General features: G+C 26.3%; 18 protein-coding genes and 1 pseudogene. 11 read left to right on the forward strand and 8 right to left on the reverse strand.

Going from position 1 to position 25,998, the window contains the following annotated elements; genetic code table 11:
* Nucleotides 1–460: 460 nt before the first annotated feature.
* The gene (locus ACA134_RS00680) at nt 461–1,057 is read right to left on the reverse strand and encodes a DUF3800 domain-containing protein (protein WP_409200274.1); all 597 of its coding nucleotides are present in this window, start codon (nt 1,055–1,057) and stop codon (nt 461–463) included.
* A gap of 275 nt (nt 1,058–1,332) precedes the next feature.
* On the opposite strand from ACA134_RS00680, the gene ilvD reads away from it, so the two are divergent.
* Both ilvD and hisD read left to right on the forward strand, forming a co-directional pair.
* Nucleotides 1,333–2,982: a dihydroxy-acid dehydratase gene (gene ilvD / locus ACA134_RS00685; protein ID WP_409200275.1), complete on the forward strand. Its 1,650-nt coding sequence runs from the start codon at nt 1,333–1,335 to the stop codon at nt 2,980–2,982.
* 5 nt (nt 2,983–2,987) lie between these two features.
* A complete protein-coding gene (hisD, locus tag ACA134_RS00690; protein ID WP_409200276.1) occupies nt 2,988–4,268 on the forward strand; it encodes a histidinol dehydrogenase in 1,281 nt (426 codons plus the stop codon).
* A 356-nt stretch (nt 4,269–4,624) separates the two neighbouring features.
* Here hisD and ACA134_RS00695 read toward each other — a convergent pair whose 3' ends face one another.
* Both ACA134_RS00695 and ACA134_RS00700 read right to left on the reverse strand, forming a co-directional pair.
* On the reverse strand, nt 4,625–6,409 hold the full coding sequence (locus tag ACA134_RS00695) for a hypothetical protein (protein WP_409200277.1): 1,785 nt from the start codon (nt 6,407–6,409) through the stop codon (nt 4,625–4,627).
* Between the two features lie 6 nt (nt 6,410–6,415).
* Nucleotides 6,416–7,186, reverse strand: a pseudogene (locus tag ACA134_RS00700) (hypothetical protein); the annotation flags it as partial.
* Nucleotides 7,187–8,672: 1,486 nt separating this feature from the next.
* Between ACA134_RS00700 and ACA134_RS00705 the strand changes: the two are divergent.
* The gene (locus ACA134_RS00705; RefSeq protein WP_409200278.1) at nt 8,673–12,026 is read left to right on the forward strand and encodes an Ig-like domain repeat protein; all 3,354 of its coding nucleotides are present in this window, start codon (nt 8,673–8,675) and stop codon (nt 12,024–12,026) included.
* A gap of 415 nt (nt 12,027–12,441) precedes the next feature.
* On the opposite strand, the gene ACA134_RS00710 is transcribed toward ACA134_RS00705, so the two are convergent.
* Together ACA134_RS00710 and ACA134_RS00715 are read right to left on the reverse strand one after the other, a co-directional pair.
* Nucleotides 12,442–13,131 carry a DUF4013 domain-containing protein gene (locus ACA134_RS00710; protein WP_409200279.1) on the reverse strand — a complete coding sequence of 230 codons (690 nt, stop codon included), beginning with the start codon at nt 13,129–13,131 and terminating at the stop codon, nt 12,442–12,444.
* Nucleotides 13,132–13,178: 47 nt separating this feature from the next.
* Complete coding sequence (locus tag ACA134_RS00715; RefSeq protein ID WP_409200280.1) at nt 13,179–13,403, reverse strand: helix-turn-helix transcriptional regulator; 225 nt, start codon at nt 13,401–13,403, stop codon at nt 13,179–13,181.
* A 402-nt stretch (nt 13,404–13,805) separates the two neighbouring features.
* Here ACA134_RS00715 and ACA134_RS00720 point away from each other — a divergent pair, with 402 nt between their 5' ends.
* Nucleotides 13,806–15,854: a transglutaminase domain-containing protein gene (locus ACA134_RS00720; protein ID WP_409200281.1), complete on the forward strand. Its 2,049-nt coding sequence runs from the start codon at nt 13,806–13,808 to the stop codon at nt 15,852–15,854.
* 26 nt (nt 15,855–15,880) lie between these two features.
* Here ACA134_RS00720 and ACA134_RS00725 read toward each other — a convergent pair whose 3' ends face one another.
* A complete protein-coding gene (locus ACA134_RS00725) occupies nt 15,881–16,924 on the reverse strand; it encodes a hypothetical protein (protein ID WP_409200282.1) in 1,044 nt (347 codons plus the stop codon).
* A 254-nt stretch (nt 16,925–17,178) separates the two neighbouring features.
* On the opposite strand from ACA134_RS00725, the gene aspS reads away from it, so the two are divergent.
* The 7 genes from aspS to argS are packed head-to-tail and all read left to right on the forward strand — an operon-like array spanning nt 17,179 to nt 24,453.
* Nucleotides 17,179–18,498, forward strand: a complete 1,320-nt coding sequence (gene aspS, locus ACA134_RS00730) for an aspartate--tRNA(Asn) ligase (RefSeq protein WP_409200283.1) — start codon at nt 17,179–17,181, stop codon at nt 18,496–18,498.
* 6 nt (nt 18,499–18,504) lie between these two features.
* Nucleotides 18,505–19,737: an NAD(P)/FAD-dependent oxidoreductase gene (locus ACA134_RS00735; RefSeq protein ID WP_409200284.1), complete on the forward strand. Its 1,233-nt coding sequence runs from the start codon at nt 18,505–18,507 to the stop codon at nt 19,735–19,737.
* Nucleotides 19,724–20,353, forward strand: coding sequence for a CatA-like O-acetyltransferase (locus tag ACA134_RS00740; protein ID WP_409200285.1), 630 nt, complete (start codon nt 19,724–19,726; stop codon nt 20,351–20,353). The genes ACA134_RS00735 and ACA134_RS00740 overlap by 14 nt, the downstream gene beginning before the upstream one ends.
* A gap of 17 nt (nt 20,354–20,370) precedes the next feature.
* Nucleotides 20,371–20,997, forward strand: a complete 627-nt coding sequence (locus tag ACA134_RS00745; RefSeq protein ID WP_409200286.1) for a cobalt-precorrin-8 methylmutase — start codon at nt 20,371–20,373, stop codon at nt 20,995–20,997.
* Nucleotides 20,998–21,000: 3 nt separating this feature from the next.
* Nucleotides 21,001–22,263: a glutamate-1-semialdehyde 2,1-aminomutase gene (gene hemL / locus ACA134_RS00750; protein ID WP_409200287.1), complete on the forward strand. Its 1,263-nt coding sequence runs from the start codon at nt 21,001–21,003 to the stop codon at nt 22,261–22,263.
* Nucleotides 22,264–22,314: 51 nt separating this feature from the next.
* Nucleotides 22,315–22,737, forward strand: coding sequence for a signal peptidase I (locus ACA134_RS00755; RefSeq protein ID WP_409200288.1), 423 nt, complete (start codon nt 22,315–22,317; stop codon nt 22,735–22,737).
* An 18-nt stretch (nt 22,738–22,755) separates the two neighbouring features.
* Complete coding sequence (argS, locus tag ACA134_RS00760; RefSeq protein WP_409200289.1) at nt 22,756–24,453, forward strand: arginine--tRNA ligase; 1,698 nt, start codon at nt 22,756–22,758, stop codon at nt 24,451–24,453.
* Between the two features lie 38 nt (nt 24,454–24,491).
* On the opposite strand, the gene ACA134_RS00765 is transcribed toward argS, so the two are convergent.
* The gene (locus tag ACA134_RS00765; RefSeq protein WP_409200290.1) at nt 24,492–25,058 is read right to left on the reverse strand and encodes a zinc ribbon domain-containing protein; all 567 of its coding nucleotides are present in this window, start codon (nt 25,056–25,058) and stop codon (nt 24,492–24,494) included.
* Between the two features lie 15 nt (nt 25,059–25,073).
* Nucleotides 25,074–25,979, reverse strand: coding sequence for an ornithine carbamoyltransferase (argF, locus tag ACA134_RS00770; RefSeq protein WP_409200291.1), 906 nt, complete (start codon nt 25,977–25,979; stop codon nt 25,074–25,076).
* Nucleotides 25,980–25,998 lie beyond the last annotated feature (19 nt).

Raw genomic sequence — 25,998 nt, forward strand, 5'->3', positions numbered from 1 at the left:
CAATAACTAATAATTTTTTTTAAATTCAATGTCATTAAGCTATTTTCTTTGTTTATTTCAATTAATTTTATTTTATCTTATGTTAATTTATTTATAAGTTATTTTAAGTGTTTTATGTAATCATTTTCATATACAAATTCTTATTTATTCTTTATATAATTCAATTGTTTTAATTTGGAAACAAAAAATTTATATATTAAGCAATCAATAATTAGTGAGTAAGAATATGTATTCCTTAGGGTTCTATATATTTTACAGGTAAAGCCTAGAAGACTGTTCTCTGCGAGAACGACTAATAGTGCTTCTAGGTACTGGACTCTTAACTATTTTTATCATATTTTTGTTAATATAATGTTCTTTTTATTAAGTATATCTATAAAATAAGGATTGTTTCTTTCATATTTTTGTTAATATAATGTTCTTTTTATTAAGTATATCTATAAAATAAGGATTGTTTCTTTCATATTTTTGTTAATATAATGTTCTTTTTATTAAGTATATCTATAAAATAAGGATTGTTTCTTTCATATTTTTGAAAAATTGACCAAGCTACATAATCAGCAACTTGTAAACCTTTTAAAGACATGGAATCTTCATGAGTAATATTTATATTATAATTATTAGGATTATATATGTTATTTTTAAATGTTTTATTAAAATTAACGATTTCATTTGGTTTTTTTGATCTATCAACATAAACCTGTAAATTATCATTAATCTCTAATTTTTTAGCTATCTCAGAAGCTATATTGTCATATAACAATTGATAATTGTTATCATAATCATATTTGTAAATATTTTTTTTATTAAAAACAGTAGCTATTATTTTATAATCTTTTTCATTTAACTTTCTTAGTAAATATTCGATAATTTCTTTTGGATCTTTTGGATCTTTTAATTCAGAAATACTATTCAATTGTTTTTTAAATTTATATCTCCTTATATGTTTAATAATGTTATCTATACTCTTATTATCTTTAGTTAATAATCCAATAATAACAAAATAATCAGATTTCGTACCTAAAAGTCCACTTTCATCAATAAATAAATAATCCATTATAATCCTTACTATATAAATTCTTCTTAATTCTTAGATATGATAAGTTAATTTTTTTTTTATAAAATCAGTCTTTCGCATGTTTTTCTTTGAATTATATATTAATTTCTTTTAAATTCTATATAAACTCCTATGTAATATTTTAAAGCAATTTTAAGCTATTAAAATAATATCATGATATAAAAACAATATGCTAATAAAATTTTTCAAATTAATAATATTTATTAAATGAAATTAATAAAATTAATAATGATTATATTAATAGCAGTGATTTCATGAAAAGCGATAATATTAAAAAAGGTATTCAACGAGCTCCACATAGGTCTTTACTTAGAGCTTGTGGTTTAAGAGATGATGATTTTAAAAAACCATTTATTGGAATAGCTAATAGTTTTACAGATATTGTTCCAGGTCATATTCATTTAAGAGAACTTGTTGAACATGTAAAAGATGGTATTATAGCTGCTGGTGGAATTCCTTTTGAATTTGATACTATGGCTATTTGTGATGGAATAGCTATGAATCATGAAGGAATGAAATATTCCTTACCTTCTCGTGAAATTGTTGCTGCAACTGTTGAAAGTATGGCTAAAGGTCATAGCTTTGATGGTTTGGTCTTAATTCCAAGTTGTGATAAAGTTGTTCCTGGAATGCTTATGGCTGCATTAAGAGTTGATATTCCATCAATTGTTGTAACTGGTGGACCGATGATTTCAGGAGTTTATAAAGGTAAAAACGTTGATTTAATCAGTGTTTATGAAGCTGTTGGAGAAGAGGCAGCTGGTAAAATTTCTAAAGAGGAAGTTATTGAACTTGAAAAATGTGCTTGTCCTGGTGAAGGGTCATGTTCTGGACTTTTTACTGCAAATACAATGGCATGTGTAACAGAAGCATTAGGCTTAAGTTTACCTATGACAGCTACAACTCATGCAGTTGATGCAAATAATCGTAAAATTGCTAAATCATCTGGTGAGAGAATTGTTGAGATGGTTTCTGAAGATTTAAAACCTTCTATGATTTTAACTCAAGATGCTTTTTATAATGCAATTGCTGTTGATATGGCACTTGGAGGATCAAGTAATACAGCTTTACATATTCCAGCTATAGCTAGTGAATGCGAAAGTTTGAAAGTAGATTTAGATTTATTTGATAAAATAAGTAAAGAAATACCTCACATAGCTTTAATTTCACCTGCAGGTGATGATACAATGTTAGACTTGCATGAAGCTGGTGGTATTCCTGCAGTTTTTAAAACTTTAGAAAGTAAGATATTTTTGGATTCTATTACATGTGCAGGTAAAACAATTAAAGAAAATATTGAAGGGGTTTCTGTTAAAAACCCTAAAGTTATACATACATTAGAAGACCCTGTACACTCGGAGGGCGGAATAGCTGTACTTAAAGGAAATATTGCACCAAATGGTTCAGTTGTAAAACAAGGTGCTGTAACTGATGATATGATGTATGTTAAAGGACCTGCAAAAGTCTTTGAAAGCGAAGAAGATGTAGTTGAAGCTATTTTTGGTGGTAAAATATCTGAAGGTGATGTAATAGTTATTCGCTATGAAGGTCCAAAAGGAGGACCAGGAATGAGGGAAATGTTAAATCCTACATCAGCTATTATGGGTCTTGGAATTAAAAATGTTGCTTTAATTACAGATGGAAGATTTTCAGGTGGAACACGTGGACCATGTATTGGGCATATTTCTCCTGAGGCTATGGCAGACGGACCAATAGCTGCAATTAAAGATGGGGACATTATAGAAATTGATATTAAAAATAGATCAATTAATGTAGAATTAACAGATTCTGAGATTACTGAGAGAATTTCAAAAGTTGTAAAAGTTGATAAAAAAGTTGATGGGTGGCTTAATATTTACAGACAACAAGTTTCATCAGCTGATAAAGGAGCTATTTTAAGGTAATTATTATGGAAATATTAAATTATAAAGATATTGATTTGGGAAAAGTTGTTAAAAGATCTGGTGATGATGTAAGTGATGTTATACCTGTCGCTTCTGAAATTTTAGCTAATGTTCAAAAAAACGGTGATAAGGCACTTACTAGTTATACTGAAAAATTTGATAAAGTTTTAATTAATGAGTTTAAAGTTTCTAAGCAAGAGATTCAAGAAAGCTATGATAAAATTGATTCTGAATTACTCGAAGCTTTAAAAAGTGCTGCTTTTAATATCGAAAAATTCCATAAAATGGAAATTCCAGAAGGATGGAATATGGAAATAAGTGAAGGTGTAATAGGTGGTCAAATTATTCGTCCATTAAACACTGTAGGTTGTTATATTCCAGGTGGACGAGCACCATATCCTTCAACTATTTTAATGACAATAATACCTGCTAAAATAGCTGGTGTAGATAAAGTTATTGCATGTACACCTCCAATGGCTGATGGTAGTGTTATGGATGCAATTCTCGTTGCAGCAGATATTGCAGGAGCAGATGAAATTTATAAAGTTGGTGGTGCTCAAGCTATTGCAGCTATGGCCTATGGAACTGAAAGTATTCCTAAAGTTGAAAAAATTGTAGGTCCAGGAAATGTATTTGTAACAGCTGCAAAAAAACTTGTATATGGGGATGTTGATATTGAATTTCCTGCAGGACCATCTGAAGTTTTGGTAATTGCTGATGAAAGTGCTGATGTGGAGTTTATTGCATTAGACATACTATCTCAAGCAGAACACGATCCAAATGCATCATGTTTTTTAGTTACAGATTCTCTTAAAATTGCTCGTAAGTCTTTAGAAGAGATTAAAATTAAAACTAAAATAGCTATTCGTCGTGAAGTTATTGAAGAATCACTATCTAAATATGGAAAAATAATTTTAGTTAATGATTTAGATGAAGCAGTTGATGTAAGCAATGTATATGCACCAGAACATTTGATAATTTCTACTTTAAGGGATGATGAGATTTTGGGTAATATTAAAAATGCAGGTTCAATCTTTTTAGGTAAATATTCTCCTGTTGCATGTGGAGATTATGGCTCAGGAACAAACCATGTCTTACCAACTGCTGGTGGAGCTAAAATGTATTCAGGTTTATCAACTGAGGATTTCCTAAAAAAGCCAACAGTTCAAAAAATTACAAAAAAAGGTTTGGAAAATCTTTCTTCTACATGTATTCCAATTGCAGAATATGAAGGATTTACATCACATGCAGATTCAATAAAAATAAGATTGGATAAAAAAGATTAATTTTAAATAATTTTATACATAATTTTAAATATTTTTAATTAGATATATTATATTTGCATAAAATTAAAATTTTGATAATAGCTATTTCTAGCTATTATCTCGTGTTAAAACGTTTTATATTTTATGTGGTTGATATAAAAACCTTGGGCAATAATAGGTAAATTGCTTATTTTTAAGTTAATTTTGCCTATTTATTGTTTAAGGGAGGTTTATTAAAATATACTTTTCAAACGAAAACATTTTAATAAATAGATAATAACTTTAACGGTTATTATCTAGTTATTATTATGTTAGACTCTTTTTAAAAATTATAATAACCATCCCAGTAAGGGACAGCTATTGATAATTATTTCGTTCTATTCTCTTTTTCTAAATCCTATTGTGCTAAATAATGCAATTAATACTATGAGTACTAAAGCTACAGGGTTTCCTGTTTTTGCCATTGTACTAGCATTAGCTATTTCTTCAACATTTATAGAATCTTTTTCAGTTGGGTTTACAGGATCAACAGGATCAACTGTTGGTTTGTAAGTTGTACTGGATTCAGCGTATTTTTCATTACCTTCGAAAGTTGCTGTTATTGTATTTTTATTAGCATCTTTTAGGAAGAAAATAGCTATTCCGTTTGCATCTGTAGTTCCTACTCCAACTACTTTTCCGCCTATTGTGAATATGACTTCAGCTCCTTCTACAGGATTCCCATCGATGTCTGTTACAATAGCTATGATTTTATCTTCTTCAACAATGATTGTAGTTATTGTTTTGGTTCTACCATCTTTTGAATCTTCAGATGGAAGGTATTTATCATCACCTTTGAATTCACCTTGAACATTATAATTCCATGCATCAGTATAGTCAAATGTAACTTGTCCTTTTTCATTTGTTTTTCCAGTTAAAGTTTTACCATTAATGTTTATTGCGAGTTCTTTATCTTTTAAAACATTGCCATCTTCATCTTTTAATGTTGCAACTACTTTTTCTGCATCAGTAGTGATTGTGATTTCTGTAGCTTGTCTTGGATCAGCTTTATTATTTGATGGAGCATAATCTTTATTTCCTTTGAATTCAGCTGTGATATTATTATCCCATGCATCTGGATAATTGATTGTAAATTGACCGTTATTATTTGTTGTTCCTTTATAATCAGTTCCATTTACAGTAATAGTAATATTTTTATTAATTATTGGATTATCATCTTCATCAGTTAAAGTTACAGTAATATTTTTATCATTACTCTCAATATTGATTTCAGTTGGAGTTCTAGCTTTAGTTGAATTAGTAGATGCAAAATATTCATTTTCTCCTTTGAATTCAGCTTCAACTTTATAATCCCATGCATCTGGATAGTTGATTATGAATTGACCGTTATTATCGGTTGTTCTGTTATAATCAGTTCCATTTACAGTAATGATAATTTCTTTACCAACAAGAATATTATCTTCATTGTCTTTTAAAGTCACAGTAATGTTTTTATCATTAGTTTCAACAATAATTACAGTAGAAATTTGTATTAATAATTGCCCATTTTTGATTTGGGTTTTACTGAGTGTAAAACCTGTATAAACTCCTGTAACAGGAACATATCCTGGACCATAGTTTGCAGTATAATTATAAAATGCTTTACCTTCAATAACCATTACACTTATAAATTCAGTATTATTAATAACAAAAGTTATATTTTGGCCAGTAATAGTATTGCCCATATCATCAGTTAAAGTAGCATATAAAGTTACATTATCTCTTTTAGTAACATTTAATGTAGAACCATCAATATATGTTAAATTGATAATATCTAATGTTCCATTATTATAAATCATTTGTCCTAAATTTGCAGAATTGTCAATCATAGTATTATTCGAAAGATTAATAATTCTATTATTATATAATGCACCACCCATTGTAGCTGAATTATTATCAAAATAATTATTAGAAAGGGTTAAATTTCCATTATTTCCTATTGCACCACCATCGTCTTCTGCACTATTATTAATAAAATCACAACCAGTAATTATTGCTGTTGGAATTCCATTAATATTAATTGCTCCTCCATTATACCTATTTAATGAAGCATGTGTTTTATTTGCTACATAATTATTAGTAAAAGTAGAATTAATTATATTAATATAATCAGTAGTTTTCATCTGTTTAGAAGTATAAATAGCTCCCCCACTACCATGAGCTTCATTATCATTAAAAATAGTATTTACAATTGTTGCACTACCATTAATCCAAATAGCACCACCAAAATTAGTAGCAATACTATTTTCAAATAAAGAGTCTTTAATTGATAAGTTTCCAATATTATATATTGACCCTCCACCACTAGCAGTATTATTAGTAAAAATACAATTAGTTACACTAACCGTTGCATTAGGAAATATAAATATGGCTCCTCCATTATTACCTAAATATGTAGGATCATCATAATTATGATCTGCTGATCCATTATTATTAATAAAAACACAATCTTCGAAATTAACAGTCGAATAAGAACCTATTCTAATAGCTCCTCCACCATTTATTCTATAATTATCAAATACATTGGTGTGTCCATTAATGAAAGTTATTCCATAAAAATTGACAGTTATATTTCCTGAAACTCTAAATATTCTTGAAAGATATTCTGCATCAATTATTGTGTCTTCACCTATTCCTCCATTTTTATATTTTTCTGATTGAATAGTGATATTTTTATTTATAGTAAGATTAGTATTATTGCCAGGTCCTTTATATGTTCCTGCTTTTATTGTTATAGTGTCCCCATTTTTTGCATTACTATAAAGTGCTGTTCTAATACTGTCTGTATCTCCTGTTCCATCTTGTGCAACAGTTTGATTAGCAGCACTAACAATTGATAAACTACAAATAAATATAAATACGATTAAGATTGCAAATATTGTCGTTTTTTTGCTTTTAATCGTTACACCTCCTTTTTAAACTAATTTTTTTTATAATAATAGCTTAATAAAATTTATTTAATAAATTGGATATATAAATAAAAAAAATATTTTCATATATTAAGAAATATTCATTTATTCATTTCATTTATTTTATTAGGCTTTATTATTGTTAAATCATGATTAACAAAATAAAGAATTCAATTATTTCATTAATTATCTATATTTTGGAGTAATTATGTATTAATTAAGCTTTATTTTTATTAATCAGAATAAAATTACTCAAAATAATTTTATTCTCATTAATAAAAAAATGAGCTATGAATTTCATATTAATAAAATATAAATTATCTAATTTAAAATCTTAAATTTTTATTGAAAGTCTGTTTAAGAGTTTAAAAACAGTACGATGATGAAAAACAGAAAAAAATAGAAGTTATTTTTTATTAAAATAATTTTAAAAGATTTTTAAAATATTATTTTTCAATTAATAGAAGAAATTATAGAAAATAAATTTTTTCAAAATAGAATAATAACTTTAATTAAAAATATAAATAAAATATGTATTTAATTTAGTCTAATATTTATTTTAAACTAATTATTAGATAAAATATTATTATGTATAAGTTGAATTAATTATTTATTATGAAAACAATACAATAATAATGAAAAAAGGATGTAAATTTAAATTTATACTATTTTAAAAAAATTATGTACTTTAATAAAATTATATTTTCATTAAAAAATTTATATTAAAAATTCTTCCTTTAATTTATCATAAACTAAATTTAAATTACTATAAGGTATTTATAAGATATTATTAAGTAACCATAACCTTTTAATCACCATATTTTTTAATAAAATAATTTTTAAATGATTTAATCAATTAAACATTTTAAAAATATATAGTAATGTTTATATATTATGTCAAACAATCTTGACATATGTGATAATTGTAGAACTATAAATTTTATATTTTATTAATATATTAAATTTTTTTAAAAAGTATAAAATTTAATAATTATTTAAAATCATTTATTTTTCTTATTTTAACTTATTATTTTATAAAATTTTAAATAATATTTTTTATCCTATTTTTTTATATTATTGCTCATTTTTAACTTGTTTTATTTAAATTAAACTGAATATAATTTAATAATTTTTTTTAATTTTATATTTTATTAATATACAAGATTTATAGTTTTTATTTTTTTATTAATGAGAAGAAAATAGTTTTAATTTTGTTTTGATTAATAAAAATAAAGTTTAATTGGTGCATAATTACTTAAAAATAGTTAATTAATAAAATAATTGAACTTTTTTATTTTGTTAATCAGAAATTAATAATAATGTTTGAAAAAGTGAATAAGAAGAATAATTATTATTCTAAAATATTTCTTTTTATTACATTTTATAATACCATTATTATATAAAAATAAATTTAAAGGTGGTAAAAACATTAAAATTAAAAATTCAATGATTTTTTTTATTATTTGCAATTATTCTCATGTTATCCATAACTCCAATAAATGCAAATGAAGATATATTTATTGAAGAGCAAAAAATAGAAAATTCAGAAAATATAGATAAAAATTTAGGAATTATTAATATTGAAGATAAAGAAGTAAAATATGAAAGTAAAATATCATTAGAAATAGAAAATCAAAACACGAAAACTCATAATGTAATAACAGTAAATGGGACTACATACGATGATATAAATGCAACTATTAATTTATCACAACCGGGAGATATTATTATTTTAGGTGCTAAAACATATACTGCTCGGGCAGGAGACACCGTTATCTGGATTTCAACTCCTAATTTAACTATTACTGGTTCTAATACTATTGATGGCGTTGATCGTTCTATAATAGATGGGAATTATATGATTAATATGTTTTATATTGATGCAATCAATGTCACTATAAAAAACATTGATTTCATAAATTCATACATTGATGATGATGATTTAATGAATGTAGGTATTTTAGAATTAGAAAGAGATTTAATGAATGTTAGAACTTCAGCTGTCGGTATAGGAGAGAATAATAGTAAAATTTATAATTGTACATTTACAAATTGCGGAAAAAATATTACAATCATGCCAAAAACACTTAAAACTCCGCTTTGGTATGGTGGTGGAGTTTCAAGTTTGCATAGTGCACAAGGCATTGAAATAATAGGATGTAATTTTACTGATTGTTTTGTTATAAATAATGCTAATGGAACTGTAAAAAGGCCAGCATCTGCTGCTGGAGGGGCTGCAGGAATATATGGTAATAATTCTCTTATTCAAAACTGTAATTTCACAAATTGCTATGTATTTTCGATTAACGGCACTGCAGCGGGCGGGGCAATTCAAATAGGTATGGATAATTCTGATTATACTGTATCTATAATTTCATCATATTTTTCAAATAATTTTGCAAAAGCTCTTTTGAATGATTATGCCCATGGAGGTTCTATCTGTATGCAATCCAGTGCAAGCTATTTAATTAATACAACTATTTTAAATAGTCAAGCTAGTGAAGGTGGAGGTGTCACAGTTCATGCCAAAGGAGATATTATTAATTGTACAATTGCAAATAACACAGCGATGGTTTATGGTGGAGGATTAAGTACTGGGTTTAGAGAAACTAATTTTTCTAATGTTGTTAATGTAATAAGCAGTATTTTTTCTAATAATAATGCTCCTTTTGCTGGTGCAACTCAAATTAACGGATATCATATTAACATTAATAATACTATTTTTTCTAATAATAATGCTACTGGTATTGATGGTCTTGGTGGGGCGATTGTTGTTAATGGAGTTTATTGTTTTATAGATAATTCTTCTTTTGTTTTTAATGAAGCTGTTTATGGTGGTGCTGGTTATATTCAAGGCAATACTACAACTATTTTAAATTCTTCTTTTATTGGTAATGAAGCTAGAGTTATTGATCAAAATCATGATGGTGTTGATGGTCTTGGTGGGGCAATTTATATTTTAAGTGAAAATAATAAGATTATTGCATCTTACTTTAATCATAATAAAGCTCGTAATGGTAGTGCAATATATAATAATGGCCATATTGAAATAGAAGATACTGAATTTATCTTAAATCAAGCTTGGTCTTATCATTTAGTAATGTCTACCGTACATAATATTACTTATGGTGATACTGTTGATATTTATATTGTTTTAGTTGGCGGAGATAATATTCATCACCCTAATCCAAATATAAGTAATGCAATTTATCACAACAATACTGCTAATACTTTATCTATTGATGGTGTTAATCCTGTTTTAGGAGCTGTAAACTCTAATCAAGGTTCTAAATTGTATCAAGATGGCCGTGAACCTCATTCTATTGTTGATGTTGTGATTATTCATGAAGAAACTGGTGAAGTTGTATTTAATGGTACTGTAATCACTGATTATTTAGGTGCTGCAGCTATTTTCGGTTTAAAAAATGGACTTGTACCATTAAGAATCGGAAATTACACAGTATATGGTAATCATCCAGAAGATATGAATTATAAAGAAATTAGTAATTTCACATCTTTTAAAGTTATTTCAGGTGATTTAATTAAAGAACCTAATAAAAATGTGCAAAATATTGGAGATAATGCAACATGGAACATATCATTCTATAACAATGGTACTAAAAAAGTCAATGTAACTATTACAGATAATTATAATCCTGATGAAATGAAATATCTCGGATCCAACATAGATCCAATTTCAATAAAAGACGGAATCATCGTCTGGGAATTAGTTGTTGATGTAGGAGAAACCATTTACATAGAATTATACACACAACTTATAAAAGAAGGAATATTACAAAATAACATAACAAATGGCCATGAATTTGCCATTTCATTTGTAGCAGTCATGATGCCAACCATAACCACAATAACCACACCCGATGAAATACTTGTAGGAGAAACAATTGAAATTGAAGCAACTTTAACTGATAAAGATGATAAAATTTTAGCTAACAAAACCGTTGAATTATTTATTGATGGTGTTTCTATAGGTAATTTCACAACCAACGAAAATGGAATTGTAAAAACTACTCACAAATTCACACAAACAGGTGAATACAAAATGGAAGCAAAATTCAATGGACATGAAATCTACTTAGCAAGCAATGGAACAGACAAAGCAATAGTAGCAAAAATTCCAACTAATATTGATATTAATGTTCCACAAGAAATTGTTCCTGGATCTACTGTTGAAGTTGAAGTTACTTTAACTGATAAAGATGGTAATGTTTTAGCTAATAAAACTGTTGAATTATTTGTTAATGGAGTTTCTATAGGTAATTTCACAACCAACGAAAACGGAATTATAAAAACTAATCATACATTTACACAAGAAGGTGAATATAAAGTTGAAGCAAAATTCAATGGTGATGAAATATACAAAGAAAGTACTGGAACCAATAATACAGTAGTAGATAAAATTAAAACAATCACTAAAATCATTGTTGAAGATGATAAAATCATAGCTATTGTAACAGACCTTGATGGCAATCCTGTAGAAGGCGTTGAAGTCATATTCACAATGAACGGTAAAGTTATTGGTGTGGGAACTACAGATGCTAATGGAATAGCTATTCTATTCTTCGAAGATGCTTATAAAAATACTATAACAGCAACTTTCGAAGGTAATGATAGATATGCTGGTTCTAGTGCAACTTACAAACCAGCAGTTGATCCTGTTGATCCTGTAAACCCAACTGAAAAAGATTCTACAAATGTTGAAGAAATAGCTAATGCTAGTACAATGGCAAAAACAGGGAACCCTGTAGCTTTAGTACTCATAGCATTAATAACATTATTCAGCACAATAGGATTTAGAAAAAAAGAATAAGGCGAACTATAAATTACTAATAGCTGTCCCTTACTGGGATGGTTATTATAATTTTCTTAAAAAATAACATAAGTAATAACTAGATAATAACCCTAAAAAGTTATTATCTATTTATTAAAATGTTTTCGTTTAAATAAAAGAAATATTTTTAATAAACCTCCCTTAAACAATAAATAGACATTTATTTATTGTTCAAAGTTTTTATATCAACCACAAATATAAAACGTTAAAAACACGAGATAATAGCTAGAAATAGCTATTATCAAAATCTCATTTTAAATGCATTTTCACTTCTTAAAAAAGAAACTTAAAACTAAATACTCATTTTTAATTAAACATTAATCTATTAATTTAAAACAACTTAATTTTAAAATAAAAACAAGATTTAAACATATAGATTAAAAAAAGTAAAAGTTTAATCTTCCTCTTCTCCAAGAGTATATAATGATCCTATTGCCCTACCTTCAAAGAAGATTATGAATGGGTAAATAATCAATATATACACAAAAAGAAAGATTACAGTATCTAAACTTAATGTTATAAAGTATAAATCAATTGGTATATAATTAAAGAAGAAAATACTTCCAACAAATAAGATTAATAAAAATATTCCAAGTGTTATAACAGCTAATATTACTTCATAATAAATAAAAAATTTAAAACAATTAAAAAATCCTATATTTTTTATCACACTAAAAATCTCTTTAAAGCTAAATAAAGATTTCAAAGTTCCATGTTTTACCATATTTGCTACAGCGATTTTTGAGAAAACAAATGTCACTAAAGCTACTATAAATAATATAAATATAATCAAAGCTTCTGATGTTATGTCAATGTAAATTAAAGATCCTTCAAATTTTATCATTTGATGATATGCTACTATTGTAAGTAATATTACAGGTATATTATAAATATTTGAGATTATAATTTTTAAACCATCTAATAATAATTTTTTAAAATCACTAAATGAAGGTGTAGGATAATCATCGTTAATAAATGTTTCAATTTGTTTTCCAATTATTCTATAATAATATCCTTGTATCATTATAAATGGTATTATTAATCCTGAGAAGAGTGAAAGTATTGATAATTTTACAAAATTCATTTTTCCTTTTAGACTATAGTCTATAGAATATCTAAATATGTCTAATATCATAGATTACCACCGTTCCCAGAATTAACTTCTTCTTTAACAAATATTTCTTCAACATATTCTTTATCAAAAGCTTCAGCGATTTTATATGCTATATCTAGAGTAGGACTGTATTTTCCGTTTTCTATCGCGTTAAATGTTTGTCTACTCACACCAATCTTATCTGCTAATTCTTTTTGAGTTAATCCCTTCTCTTTTCTGAGTTGTTTTATCATTACTATCATCTAACTAGCTAACCTCAAAATTAAAAGCAATTTTGTTTTGTCAAAAAACTTTGACATGTGTGATAATTGTAGTATAATATAGGTTTGGTATTTGTATTATTTAAGTTTATTTTTTTCAAATATATAAACAATTTAATTTAATAAATTTAAATGAACAAAAAAAGATTTAAATACTTGATTTATTCTAAAATAGCTATTTAATAATCAATACTCCTTATTTTCATAATATAAAACTAATTTAATAGCTATTTTTAAATTTAATCATAAACTCAATTCTAATATTATATATAAAAACTAATTAGTTGAAATTAATTTTACCTCATAAACAAATAAAATATATAAATGGTAAATCTAATATTATTATAATTTTTGTGGTTATTTTAAAAATGAGGTTGAAAAAATATGAAAAAAAACATGTTTAAAATTTTAATATTTTTCTCAGTATTTTTATTGGTCGTGTCAATAGCTTCTGCTAGTAATGAAACAATAACTTTAGATTCTGATGAAAATTCAAATTTAATAAAAGACACTATTGAAGAAGATGTTTCAATAAATAGTGCTAAATCAACAATTAAAAGTAGTGATTTAAAAAAATATTATAAAAATGATAGTCAATTTGAAGCTACTTTTTATAATCAATATTATGCTCCTTTAGCAAATACTGATGTTAAAATCAATATTAATAATCAAGAATATATAAGAACTACAAATTCCAAAGGAGTTCTTAATTTTAATATTAATTTAGTTCCTGGTAATTATTCTATTAAACTAACTAATCCTAGCGACGGCTCAACAGCTACAAATAACATTCAAGTTTTATCTAATTTAAATGGCAATGACATTACTAAATTTTATAAAAATGGTACTCAATATTATATTTCTGTTTTGGACGGTCAAGGCAAACCAATTACTAATACTGCTGTTGAAATGAATATCAACGGAATAATGTATTATCGTAATACAGATTCAAATGGAAGAGCAATGTTGTCTATTAATTTAGACCCAAATACTTATATTTTAACTGCAATTCATCCTACTAATAAATTAGAAATGAGTAATATAATAACTGTTTTACCTACAATTATGGGAGAAGATCTTGCAAAATTTTTCCTTCAAAGTGAAGCTTACACAGTTAAAATAGTTGATGGACAAGGTAAAATTATCAAAAATACTGTTGTTGAAATGAATATTAATGGTGTTTTATATAAACGTAGTACTAATTCTAATGGAATAGCTAGTTTAAACATTAATTTAGATCCTGGTAGCTATATTATTACAGTTGCACATAATGGATTACAAAGAAGCAATATTATTCAGGTTTATCATTATGTAGCAGATAATCTTAATAATGTTTTAATTACTCCAATTACTAAATATATTCAAAAAGAAGAAAAATATCAAGTTAAACTAACTCAAGATAATGGTTTACCTCTTATAAATAAAAATATTCAAATAACAATTAATAATAGCAATTATAATGCTTATACAAATGATCAAGGTATTGCAAGTATTGATTTAAAATTAAATCCTGGCACATATGATGTGAAAGTTAAATTCGAGGAAACCGGAATTTCAAGAGAATTAATTGTAACAGGATTAAATAAAGGTATTGAAACACTTTTAACACCTTTAACTACTGTAATATCAAAAGATGAAACTTTTGATGTTAAATTAACTAATAAAAATACTGGTAATGGATTAGCAAATCAAGAAATTGTTTTCTATATTAATGGAAAAGAATATGTAAAAACTACAGATAATAATGGAATAGCTAGTTTAAATGTAGATTTTAAAATTTCAAAAGTTTATCCAATAGCTATTAGTTTTGCAGGTGAATCATATAAGACAATATCTACTTATAAGCTAGTTTATTTTGTAAATTCTATAACTGACTTAAAGTATAATTATCCTACTTATCCTGATAATGTAACAAGCAATTATTGGATTAATCCCCCTAATAAAGATTATCCTGAAAGTGATGAAACATCATGTTTAAATAATAATTATATTAAGGCATTATCTTCACTTTTAACAAAATTTGATGATTCATTAGAAAATATAATAGCTATAAATAATTATGTTGGAAGTATAAACTATAAAGATTATACAGGAACAGAAAAAGATGCAGTAGCTACTTTATTATCTTTTGAAGGAAATTGTATTGGTCAATCAGCTGTTTTTATATCACTTGCACGTAATGCAAACTTCCCAACAAGATATATTGTTGGTGAAGCACGTTATGAAGAAGTTGGTCATATGTGGGGTCAATTTTTAATTGATAATATATGGATTTGTTTTGATGTATCAGCTGTTGTTTTCTGGGAAGATACTAATGAATTTAAAAATGCAGAAGCTAATAAATATTTAGGTAATAAAGAATATCTCTATGATGGTTCTTATAATATTAATTATGCAGCTACTTTTTATAAAAACGGTGCTTTTAGAACATAAATATATACTATGAAATTTTCATAGTATTATTCTTTTTTAACAATTATTTTCTTATTTTCAATATCATAGCAATAGCTATTATATAAAGAAACATTATTCATAGAATTAATATAAATTTTCCTTAAAAACTCTGGATTATTTTTAAAATAAGCTTCTCTTGTTACTCCTTTTCCTCGTCCTTGCAGGTTATCAACTAAATCCATAGTTAGTGCATTTTCTTCACCTAAACCTTGATTTAGTTGTGTTGAATTAAATCTTCTAAACATATGAGGTGAAAAACGACTATATCCTCCTGCTTTTCCAAAACAACATCTATCATTGATTTTTTTACATAATGCATTAACATGACCTTTAGAATATTTAAATAATCCATCATTTAAATCATTGTTATCTTCATAAATAATACTTTCAACAATTGATTTAACCGTCTCAGGTGTTGTAAATGAATAATACGGTTTTCCAGTTTTAAATCGATATAATTGAAATATTGGAACAACATCATCTTTTTTAATTAATATTTCAAGTGCTTCATCTAATGTTTCACTTTTATGATAAGAATAAGTAGCATTAAAAAACATTTTCTTTGAAATACTTTGAGTTTCATTTATAGCTGCTCCACTTGATATCATCATCATTATTCTAGCTTTTAAAGATATATGAGAATGATTTAAACCTTTTATTATTTCTTCTTTTTTTAAAATATCATCAAATGTAATTATTGGGTTTTTTTGGAGATTTTTTCTATTAATTGAAGGTAAAAAGGGTACTTCAATTCTATGGCATTTATAAAATGTTTTAATTCTTGTCTCATGCGATAATACACTATTATTTTTATGTTCTGGTATTAAACATTCTGTTCTAAAGTCTAATAATCTATCATAAATTTTTAATGCGTGGTGAGGAGTTTTCTGATTTTGCTCATTTAGAGCTTCTTTTATTAACTCATCAATTGAAAGGTCATGAAAATCAGAATATTTTTTTAAAGTATTTTCATAATTTATTATTGTAGTTTGATTATGACCTCTAATTGCATGAAACTTTTTAATAATTTTATCATCTTTATTTTTCATGTTTTAATTATTTAAATAAGTATTTAATAAATGTATATACATTCAATTTATATAATAAGTCAAGATATCCTTACATTTTAAAAAATAATTTAAATAAATCATTTAATTTAAAAGTAAAGAAAATTAAAATTTAAAGATTATAATACATTTTAAGTTTTATATAAATTAGATTTATAAATTAAAAAAATTATAAATAATATTGTATTTAAATTTTAAACTAATTTTATTACTATTAAAAATTACAGGTGAATTAATTGCAAGGTTTATTAAATGAACTAAGAAGAACACATTTTAGTAAAAATGTTGATATAAATTTAAAAGATCAAGAAGTATTAATCATGGGATGGGTACATGAAATCCGTGATTTAGGTGGAATTATTTTCATACTTATTAGAGATAAAGATGGCATGCTTCAAGTTACTGCTCCAAGTAAAGAAGTTACACCAGAAGTATTAGAAGCTTTAAGAAGCTTTAGAAAAGAATCTGTTGTAGCTGTAAAAGGTAAAGTCCAAGAATCAGGAAGAGCACCTAATGGTGTTGAAATTATACCCTCAGAAGTTACAATTTTAAATCCAGCTAATCAACCATTACCAATGGATCCAACAGAAAAAGTAAGAGCTGAAATTGATACAAGATTAGACTCAAGATTTATGGATTTAAGAAAACAAAATGTTAGCTCAATTTTTAAAATTAAAAGTCAAATGTTACATACAGTTCGTAACTTTTTCTATGAAAATGATTTTACAGAAATTAACACTCCAAAACTTGTTGCATCAGCTACAGAAGGCGGAACAGAACTTTTCCCAATTACATACTTTGAAAAGGAAGCATTTTTAGGTCAATCTCCACAATTATATAAACAAATCATGATGAGTAGTGGAATGGATCGTGTTTTTGAAATAGCTCAAATCTTCAGAGCAGAAGAACATGATACTTTAAGACATTTAAATGAAGCTATTTCTATTGATATGGAAGCATCATTTTTAGATGATGTTGATGTAATGAAGATTTTAGAAGATATGATTCATAAAGTCTTAGAAGATATCTCAACAAAATGTTCTAAAGAATTAGAAATTTTAGAACATGATTTAAAAGTTCAAAAAACTCCTTTCCCAGTTGTTAAATATGATGATGCAGTAGATATTGTCAATTCCAGAGATGTTGAAATGGAATGGGGTGAAGATTTATCTCGTGCAGCTGAAAAAGCGTTAGGAGAATCTATGGAAGGATTTTACTTTTTAACTGATTGGCCTAGTGAAATTAAACCATTTTATGTAATGCCTAATAAAGATAATCCAATTAATAGTCATGCATTTGATTTGATGTATAAAGATTTAGAAATTTCATCTGGAGCTACACGTATTCACCAATATGATTTACTTGTTGAGAAGATTTCAGAGAAAGGTTTAAATCCTGATGCATTTGGAAGCTATTTAAAAGCATTTGAATATGGTATGCCTCCTCATGCTGGTTGGGGTGTTGGTGCAGATAGATTAACTATGGTTTTAACAGGTTCAAATAACATTCGTGAAACTGTTCTTTTCCCAAGAGATAGACATAGATTAACTCCTTAGATTTTAATGAAAGAATTTAAAGTAGCTATTATTGGTGGTGGGCCTGCAGGAATGATAGCTGCAATAGCTGCTTCTAAAAATTCAGATTCTGTTATCCTATTAGAAAAAACAGATTCATTAGGAAAAAAACTTCTTTTAACTGGAGGAGGTCGTTGTAATATTACAAATGGCTCCTCTATAAAAGAACACTTAAAACTATCAAATAACTTTTTAAAACACTCTTTTTATTCCTTTTCAAATGATGATTTATTAGATTTTTTTAAAAGCAAAGGAATTGATTTTCAAGAAGAAAGCTATAAAAATGTTTTTCCAAAAAATAAGAATGCTCAAGATATTTTAAATGTATTAGAAAATACATTAAATAATTTAAATGTTGATATTGAACTTAGTTTTAAAGTAGGAAAAATCATTAAAAAAAATGACTATTTTATTATAAATGATACTATTAAAGCTCGTAATATAATAATAGCTACTGGTGGTATAACTTATCCTAGTACTGGCTCATCAGGTGATGGGTACAAAATAGTTAAAACTTTTAATCATGATATAAGTGAAATTAAATATGGTCTTGTACCTTTAGTTTCTAAAAACCTTTATTTAACTGCTTTATCTGGAACTCCATTAGACAATATTCTTGTAAAATATAAAAAATCATCTTCATCTAAAACTGTTTTAATTAGTCATTTTGGTCTTACAGGACCTGGAATTTTAGATTTAAGTAGTGAAATTTCAAAAAATTTAACATATGATATTTTAAATTATGAAACAAAATTTCCAGACAATTTAAATATTTCAATAGATTTTCAACCTAAAATAAATAGAGATGAGTTAAATAATAAAATCATTAATGAAATTCCATTAAATGGTAAAACAAAAATTAAAAATTATTTAAAAACATATTTATCAAATAAACTTATAGATTTCTTTTTAAATGAAATTAATGTTAATGGAGATAATACATTAAGCAATATTTCTAAAAAGGATAAAAACAAGATTATTGAAAATTTAAAAGGCTTTAATATTAAAATTGATGGATTATATAAAGATTTATCTAAAGTAACGATTGGTGGAATCCCAACAAATGAAATAAACCCTAAAACAATGGAATCTAAAATAGTTAAAAATCTCTATTTTGCAGGAGAAATTTTAGAACCAGCTAGTATTAGTGGTGGGTATAATTTACAAATTGCTTTTTCAACTGGACACCTTGCAGGAAGTGTAATTAATGAGAAAAATTGATTTTAATTTAAATGAATCTTTATTTAAAGATTTTACAACATCAAGATATTCAATGAGTTCAAAAATTGATGTTCGAAAAACATGGGACTATTCAAAAGAAAATGACTTATCATTTTTCGTATTATCACTTGGTGCTTTATTAAATGGAGTAAATTCTAATTCAAATCTTAAAAGAAGAATAATAAATAATGAAGTTTATGAATTCGACAATTTAGATGGAGTTTTTCCAATATTAAATGAAAATGAAGAAATGTTAGAAGTGAGAGTAGGCCCACCAAATAACTTTAAATCATTCGATAAATGGTATGATTATGTTATAAAAGAACAAAACAATGTGTTAAATGATGATACATTAGCTTTTAAGGAACCTATGGATAAAAGAGATGAAATTCCAATAGCTAATTTTTCATGTATTCCTTGGGTTGATTTTGAAACATTAACTTCTTGTATATGTGATCCTCACCAATGTCAGCCATTAATTACTTGGGGAAAAGTTAATGAAGATTTTAAAATGTCTGTTGCAATAACTGTTAGCCATATTTTTGTTTTTGGAAAAGATTTAGGAAAGTTCTACACAGATGTTCAAAAAAATTTTAATACGATAAATAAGATATAATTAACTTAAGTGATACAATGTTCATGGGTGCTTCAACTAAACAAGGTTATGATATAGCTATTAAAAGTCGAGAAATTATAAGAGACTTAATTAAAGATGATATTAAAGATTTAAATCCATATGAAAAAGATATTGTAGAACGTATTGTACATTCTACAGCAGATCCAGAATATGCAAAACTTGTTAAAATCTCAAATAACTTTGTTACAGAAAGTTTAAAATCATTGAAAAATAATGAAACAATTTTAACTGATATTAATATGGTTAAATCAGGTATTACTCAATATGACGGTGAAGTTGAATGTTTTATTAAAAATGAAGAAGTTATTAAAATAGCTAAGGAAAATAAAATTACAAGAGCAGCGGCTAGTCTATTATATGCATCACAAGAAAATTTTGAAGGGATTTTAGTTGTTGGTAATGCTCCAACTGCTTTATATGCAGCTATGGATTTAATAAAAGGTAATAAAATTAATATTAAATCGATTGTTGGCGTTCCTGTTGGTTTTGTTGGTGCAGCTGATTCTAAAGAATCTTTACATGAAACAGATATTCCTAATGTTATTACTGAAGGACCTAAAGGTGGAACTCCAATAGCTGTAGCTTGTATTAATTCACTTATTCAATCATTAAAAGAGGTGTAAAATATGAATTCTAAAGATTTATTCAATGAATCAAAAAAATATTTACCTGGTGGTGTAAGTTCACCTGTAAGAGCATATAAACCATATCCATTTTTTGTTAAAAAAGGATTTGGATCAAAAATAGAAGATGTAGAAGGTAATCAATATATTGATTATTGTCTTGCATATGGTCCTTTAATTTTAGGTCATGCACATGAGAAGATAACAAGTAAAATACAAGAAACAATTGAAGATGGTACTACTTTTGGTGCACCATCTGAATCTGAAATTACACTTGCTAAGGAAGTTGTAAAAAGAGTTCCTTGTGTTGATATGATAAGATTTACAAATAGTGGTACTGAAGCTACTATGAGTGCTATTAGACTAGCTAGAGGTTTTACATCAAGAAATAAAATTGTAAAATTTGAAGGTGCATATCACGGAGCTCATGATTATTGTCTTGTTAAAAGTGGTTCTGGTGCAGCTACTTTGCCTGATTCATTAGGAATTCCAGAAGATACAACAAAAAACACATTATCTGTTCCTTTTAATGATGAAGAAGCTATTACAGAATTAATCGATAAAGAAGGAGAAAACATTGCTTGTATTATAATGGAAGTTGTAATGGGTAATATTGGTTGTGTTGAACCTAAAGATGGTTTTTTAGAATTTTTAAGAAAAATTACAAAAGAAAATGGTATTTTATTAATTTTTGATGAAGTTATAACAGGTTTTAGACTATCAAGTGGTGGAGCTCAAGAATATTATAATGTTATACCAGATCTTGTAACTTTTGGTAAAATCATTGGTGGAGGTTATCCAATGGGAGCTTTAGCAGGTAAACAAGAAATAATGGAAATGATTGCACCTAATGGAGCAGTTTATCAAGCTGGAACTTTTAATGGAAATCCAGTTTCTGTAAATGCAGGAATAGCTACATTAAATATTTTAGACAATAATTTCTATAATGAAATTAATAAAAAGGGAGATTATTTAAGAAATAATATTAAAGATATAATTGAAGATTTAAGTCTTAATTTACAAAGTGTAGGTTTATCTTCAATGTTTCAAATTTATTTTAATGATAAGGAAGTTTTAAATTATTCTGATGCAAAAGCATCTGATAGTGATAAATTTTTCAATTATTTTAAAGAATTACTCAAAAATAATGTTTTTATACCTCCAAGTCAATTTGAATCAAATTTTATATCTATTAAACATTCAAAAGAAGATTTAGATTTAACATCAGATGCTATAGAGAAATCTTTAAAAAATGTTTTTAAATAATAAAGATAATTATTTTAAATAAAATAAATAAATTAGAATATAGGTGTTTATGTGAGCGATACAAAAGAAATAGTAATTTATGCTGTAATTATCATTATTGGATTAATGGCAGCTCAACACATGAATGTCGTAGTTTCAGGTAGTATGGAACCTGTTTTCTACAGAGGAGATATTGTTGTTGTTGAAAAAGTTAGCTTTTTAGGAATTCAAGAATTTGATCCAAGTGAAACAAAAGTAGGAGATATTGTTGTATATGATGCAGCATGGTATTCTGAACCTGTAATTCATAGAGTAATAAATATTTCAGATATTAATGGAACGAAATATTATACAATTAAAGGAGATAATAATAAAGCTCCAGATCCATATTTAGTTGAAGAAGAAAGGATTACGCAAAAAGTAGTGATGATTGGAGATCAACCTTTAATTATTCCAAAAATTGGTTACCTTACAATATGGTTAAAAGGATATTAAGATTATTTAGGTGAATGAATGTATTTTGAAATTGAAGAATTAGCTGTAGCTTCATTAAATACAGCTATTAAAAAAATGGATATTGATGATATTGAAGATGAAAAGTTAGAATTTCCACCAAATCCAGAATTAGGAGATTTAGCATCAAAAGTTTCTTTTTTACTTGCTAAAAAATTAAAAAAATCTCCACATGTTATATCACAAGATTTAGTAGAACTTATTGAAGTTCCAGAATACTTTAAAAAAGTAGAACCTGTAGGGCCATATGTAAATTTCTTTATTGATTATGATAAATTCTCAAAAGATCTTTTAAATAATGTTACAGATGATTATGGATCTTTAGATAAATTAGATGAAAAAATCATATTAGAACATACTTCAGCTAATCCTAATGGACCATTACATATTGGCCATGTTAGAAATGCAATTATTGGAGATTCATTATCAAATTTATTAAAAAAATCAGGTAGAACAGTTGAAACACAATATTATGTAAATGATATGGGTCGCCAAATTGCAATGATTGTTTTTGGAATTAAAGAGTTAGGTCTTAAAATCGATAATCAAGATGGAGATAAAATTGATCATAAAATAGGACAATTATACTTTAAAGTTAATGAAAAAATTAAAGAAGATGAATCTTTAGTTGAAAATGTTAATAATTTAATAAAACAATATGAAAAAGGTGAAGATGACACTTTAAATAAAACATTTGAAGAAGTTGTTAGTTTCTGTCTTGAAGGTGTAAAAGAATCATTAGCAAGATTACATATTAAACATGATAAATTTGTCTGGGAAGGTCAATTTGTTAGAAATGGTGATGTAGATAAAGTAGTTGATGAACTGACAGATGCAGGGTTTGTCCGTAAAAACGAAGTAACTTATTTAGATTTAATTGATTTTGGAATTGAAAAAGAATTAGTTTTAAGAAGATCAGATGGCACTTCACTTTATTCAACTAGAGATCTTGCATATCACAGATGGAAAGGATCAATTGGAGATAGAATAATTGATATTTTAGGTTCAGATCATAAATTAGCTATTGATCAAATGAAACATGCACTTGAGATTATGGAAGATAAGATTCCTGAGGTAATTTTCTATGAATTTATTACTTTACCAGAAGGATCCATGTCAACAAGAAGAGGAGTATTTATTTCTGTAGATGAATTAATTGATGAAGCTCAAAAAAGAGCTAAAGATGAAATCATCAAAAGAAGAATGGATTTAACAGATGATGAGATTGATAAAATATCTGAAGAAATAGGTGTTGGAGCTATAAGGTTCTATATAGCTAAATTGTCTCCTGAGAAGCATATTACATTTAAATGGGATGAAGCATTAAATTTTGAAAAAGGTTGTGCATCAATTCAATATGCTCATGCAAGAGCTTCAAAATTACTTAAAAAATCTGAGAAGGATATTAATAATTTAGCTATTGGAGATGATTGGTCTCCTAATGAAAATGAAAAAGATTTAATTAGGTCAATTGCTAAGTTTACTCAAATTATTGAAGATTCAGCTAGTAAAAAGAGAATTCATTTAATTAGTCAATATTGTCAAGATTTAGCTAATTCATTTAATAAATTTTATAAATCAGAACAAGTAATAGGATCTCCTTTAGAAGATACAAGACTTATTTTAGTTGATAAAGCTAAAATTACTTTAAAAAATGCATTAAATATTTTAGGAGTTTCTGCTCCTGATAAGATGTAATTTTTTTTAATTTTTTTTAAAAATAAAATTTTGAATGGTTAATACCATTCATATATTTCCATATTCCAGTATTGGAGTTCATAACCATCAACATATATTTGATAGTTTCCTGAACCAGATACTTCTATAGTATTTGATCTAGTTGCAACAGCACTTTTTCCATTCCATGATACACTAGAAGAATCTACAAATTGTCCATTTTTATAAACTTCTACTTTCATATGGTTATCAGCATAATTTTTTATAGGAAATGCAGAAAATTGAATTTTCATTTGACTTCCCTTAATATTAACTCCTGTAGAATATCCTCCTACTCCACTATAAGTGTTTACTTGATGCCAAGTTGCAGGTTCACTTGGATTTTCTTTTTGAACTTCAACAACGTTGCTTTCACTACTTTGGATATTTTCACTACTAGTAGAAGAATTATTAGAATTTAAAACCATATATAATCCAGTTAATGCACCAATTACAATTATAGCTACTAAAACTATAATTAATAAATTTTTAGAATCATTACTATTTTCAACTTGTAGTTTAGTACCACATTTACTACAATACATTGCCCTATTTTCATTTTGTGCATGACAATTTGGACATTTCATTTAAACCACTTGTTTTTACTTTAAAAAATAATATAATACAGCTTTTTGAGCATGTAATCTGTTTTCAGCTTCATCAAAAATTACAGATTGTGGACCATCAATAATTTCACTTGAAACTTCTTGGCCACGAATAGCTGGAAGACAATGCATAAATATTGCATTTTCTTTTGCTAATTTCATAAGATCAACATTAACTTGATATTTTAATAGATCATTCATCCGTTTTTCTTGTTCTGCTTCATCACCCATACTAACCCACACATCAGTATATACAGCATCTGCATCTTTTACACATTTTTCGATATCTGGGCTGATAGTAATAGTACAATTTGTTTTCTTAGATAATTCACTAGCTATTTTAATAATCTCAGAATTAGGTTCATAACCTTCAGGACAAGCTACCGACATATCCATACCAACGCAAGCAGAAGCTAAAAGTAGAGAATTACAAACATTGTTTCCATCTCCAACATAACAAAGTTTGAGATTTTTAAAATCTCCTAAGTGTTCTTCAATTGTTTGTAAATCAGCTAATGCCTGACAAGGATGTTCAATATTAGTTAAACCACTTATAACTGGAACATCTGCTTCTTTTGCAAGTTGTTCAACATCACTATGGTTAACTGCCCTAATCATTATTCCATCTACATACCTACTTAATACTTTAGCAGTATCAGCAATTGGTTCGCCTCTACCCATCTGTAAGTCAGATTGAGATAAAAATAAGGATTGGCCTCCTAATTGATACATACCAATATCAAATGAAACACGTGTTCTTGTTGATGATTTTTCGAAAATCATAGCTAAAGATTTATCTTTAAGAGGTTTTTCTTCCATTTCTCCATTTTTAAACCTTTTAGCTAAATCTAAAATTTCTAAAATATCATCTTTAATATCACATATTGATAGTAAATTATTCATTGTTTTATTCACCTTTTAT

This window comes from Methanobrevibacter sp. DSM 116169 (assembly GCF_046197865.1).
Classification (GTDB): Archaea; Methanobacteriota; Methanobacteria; order Methanobacteriales; family Methanobacteriaceae; genus JAHKLT01.

What these genes read in the sequence shown, in the direction of transcription:
- ACA134_RS00680 (WP_409200274.1), bottom strand. Translation starts at nt 1,057, where the DNA reads ATGGATTATTTATTTATTGATGAAAGTGGACTTTTAGGTACGAAATCT.
- ilvD (WP_409200275.1), top strand. Translation starts at nt 1,333, where the DNA reads ATGAAAAGCGATAATATTAAAAAAGGTATTCAACGAGCTCCACATAGG.
- hisD (WP_409200276.1), top strand. Translation starts at nt 2,988, where the DNA reads ATGGAAATATTAAATTATAAAGATATTGATTTGGGAAAAGTTGTTAAA.
- ACA134_RS00695 (WP_409200277.1), bottom strand. Translation starts at nt 6,409, where the DNA reads ATGAAAACTACTGATTATATTAATATAATTAATTCTACTTTTACTAAT.
- ACA134_RS00705 (WP_409200278.1), top strand. Translation starts at nt 8,673, where the DNA reads ATGTTATCCATAACTCCAATAAATGCAAATGAAGATATATTTATTGAA.
- ACA134_RS00710 (WP_409200279.1), bottom strand. Translation starts at nt 13,131, where the DNA reads ATGAATTTTGTAAAATTATCAATACTTTCACTCTTCTCAGGATTAATA.
- ACA134_RS00715 (WP_409200280.1), bottom strand. Translation starts at nt 13,403, where the DNA reads ATGATAGTAATGATAAAACAACTCAGAAAAGAGAAGGGATTAACTCAA.
- ACA134_RS00720 (WP_409200281.1), top strand. Translation starts at nt 13,806, where the DNA reads ATGAAAAAAAACATGTTTAAAATTTTAATATTTTTCTCAGTATTTTTA.
- ACA134_RS00725 (WP_409200282.1), bottom strand. Translation starts at nt 16,924, where the DNA reads ATGAAAAATAAAGATGATAAAATTATTAAAAAGTTTCATGCAATTAGA.
- ACA134_RS00735 (WP_409200284.1), top strand. Translation starts at nt 18,505, where the DNA reads ATGAAAGAATTTAAAGTAGCTATTATTGGTGGTGGGCCTGCAGGAATG.
- ACA134_RS00740 (WP_409200285.1), top strand. Translation starts at nt 19,724, where the DNA reads ATGAGAAAAATTGATTTTAATTTAAATGAATCTTTATTTAAAGATTTT.
- ACA134_RS00745 (WP_409200286.1), top strand. Translation starts at nt 20,371, where the DNA reads ATGTTCATGGGTGCTTCAACTAAACAAGGTTATGATATAGCTATTAAA.
- hemL (WP_409200287.1), top strand. Translation starts at nt 21,001, where the DNA reads ATGAATTCTAAAGATTTATTCAATGAATCAAAAAAATATTTACCTGGT.
- argS (WP_409200289.1), top strand. Translation starts at nt 22,756, where the DNA reads ATGTATTTTGAAATTGAAGAATTAGCTGTAGCTTCATTAAATACAGCT.
- ACA134_RS00765 (WP_409200290.1), bottom strand. Translation starts at nt 25,058, where the DNA reads ATGAAATGTCCAAATTGTCATGCACAAAATGAAAATAGGGCAATGTAT.
- argF (WP_409200291.1), bottom strand. Translation starts at nt 25,979, where the DNA reads ATGAATAATTTACTATCAATATGTGATATTAAAGATGATATTTTAGAA.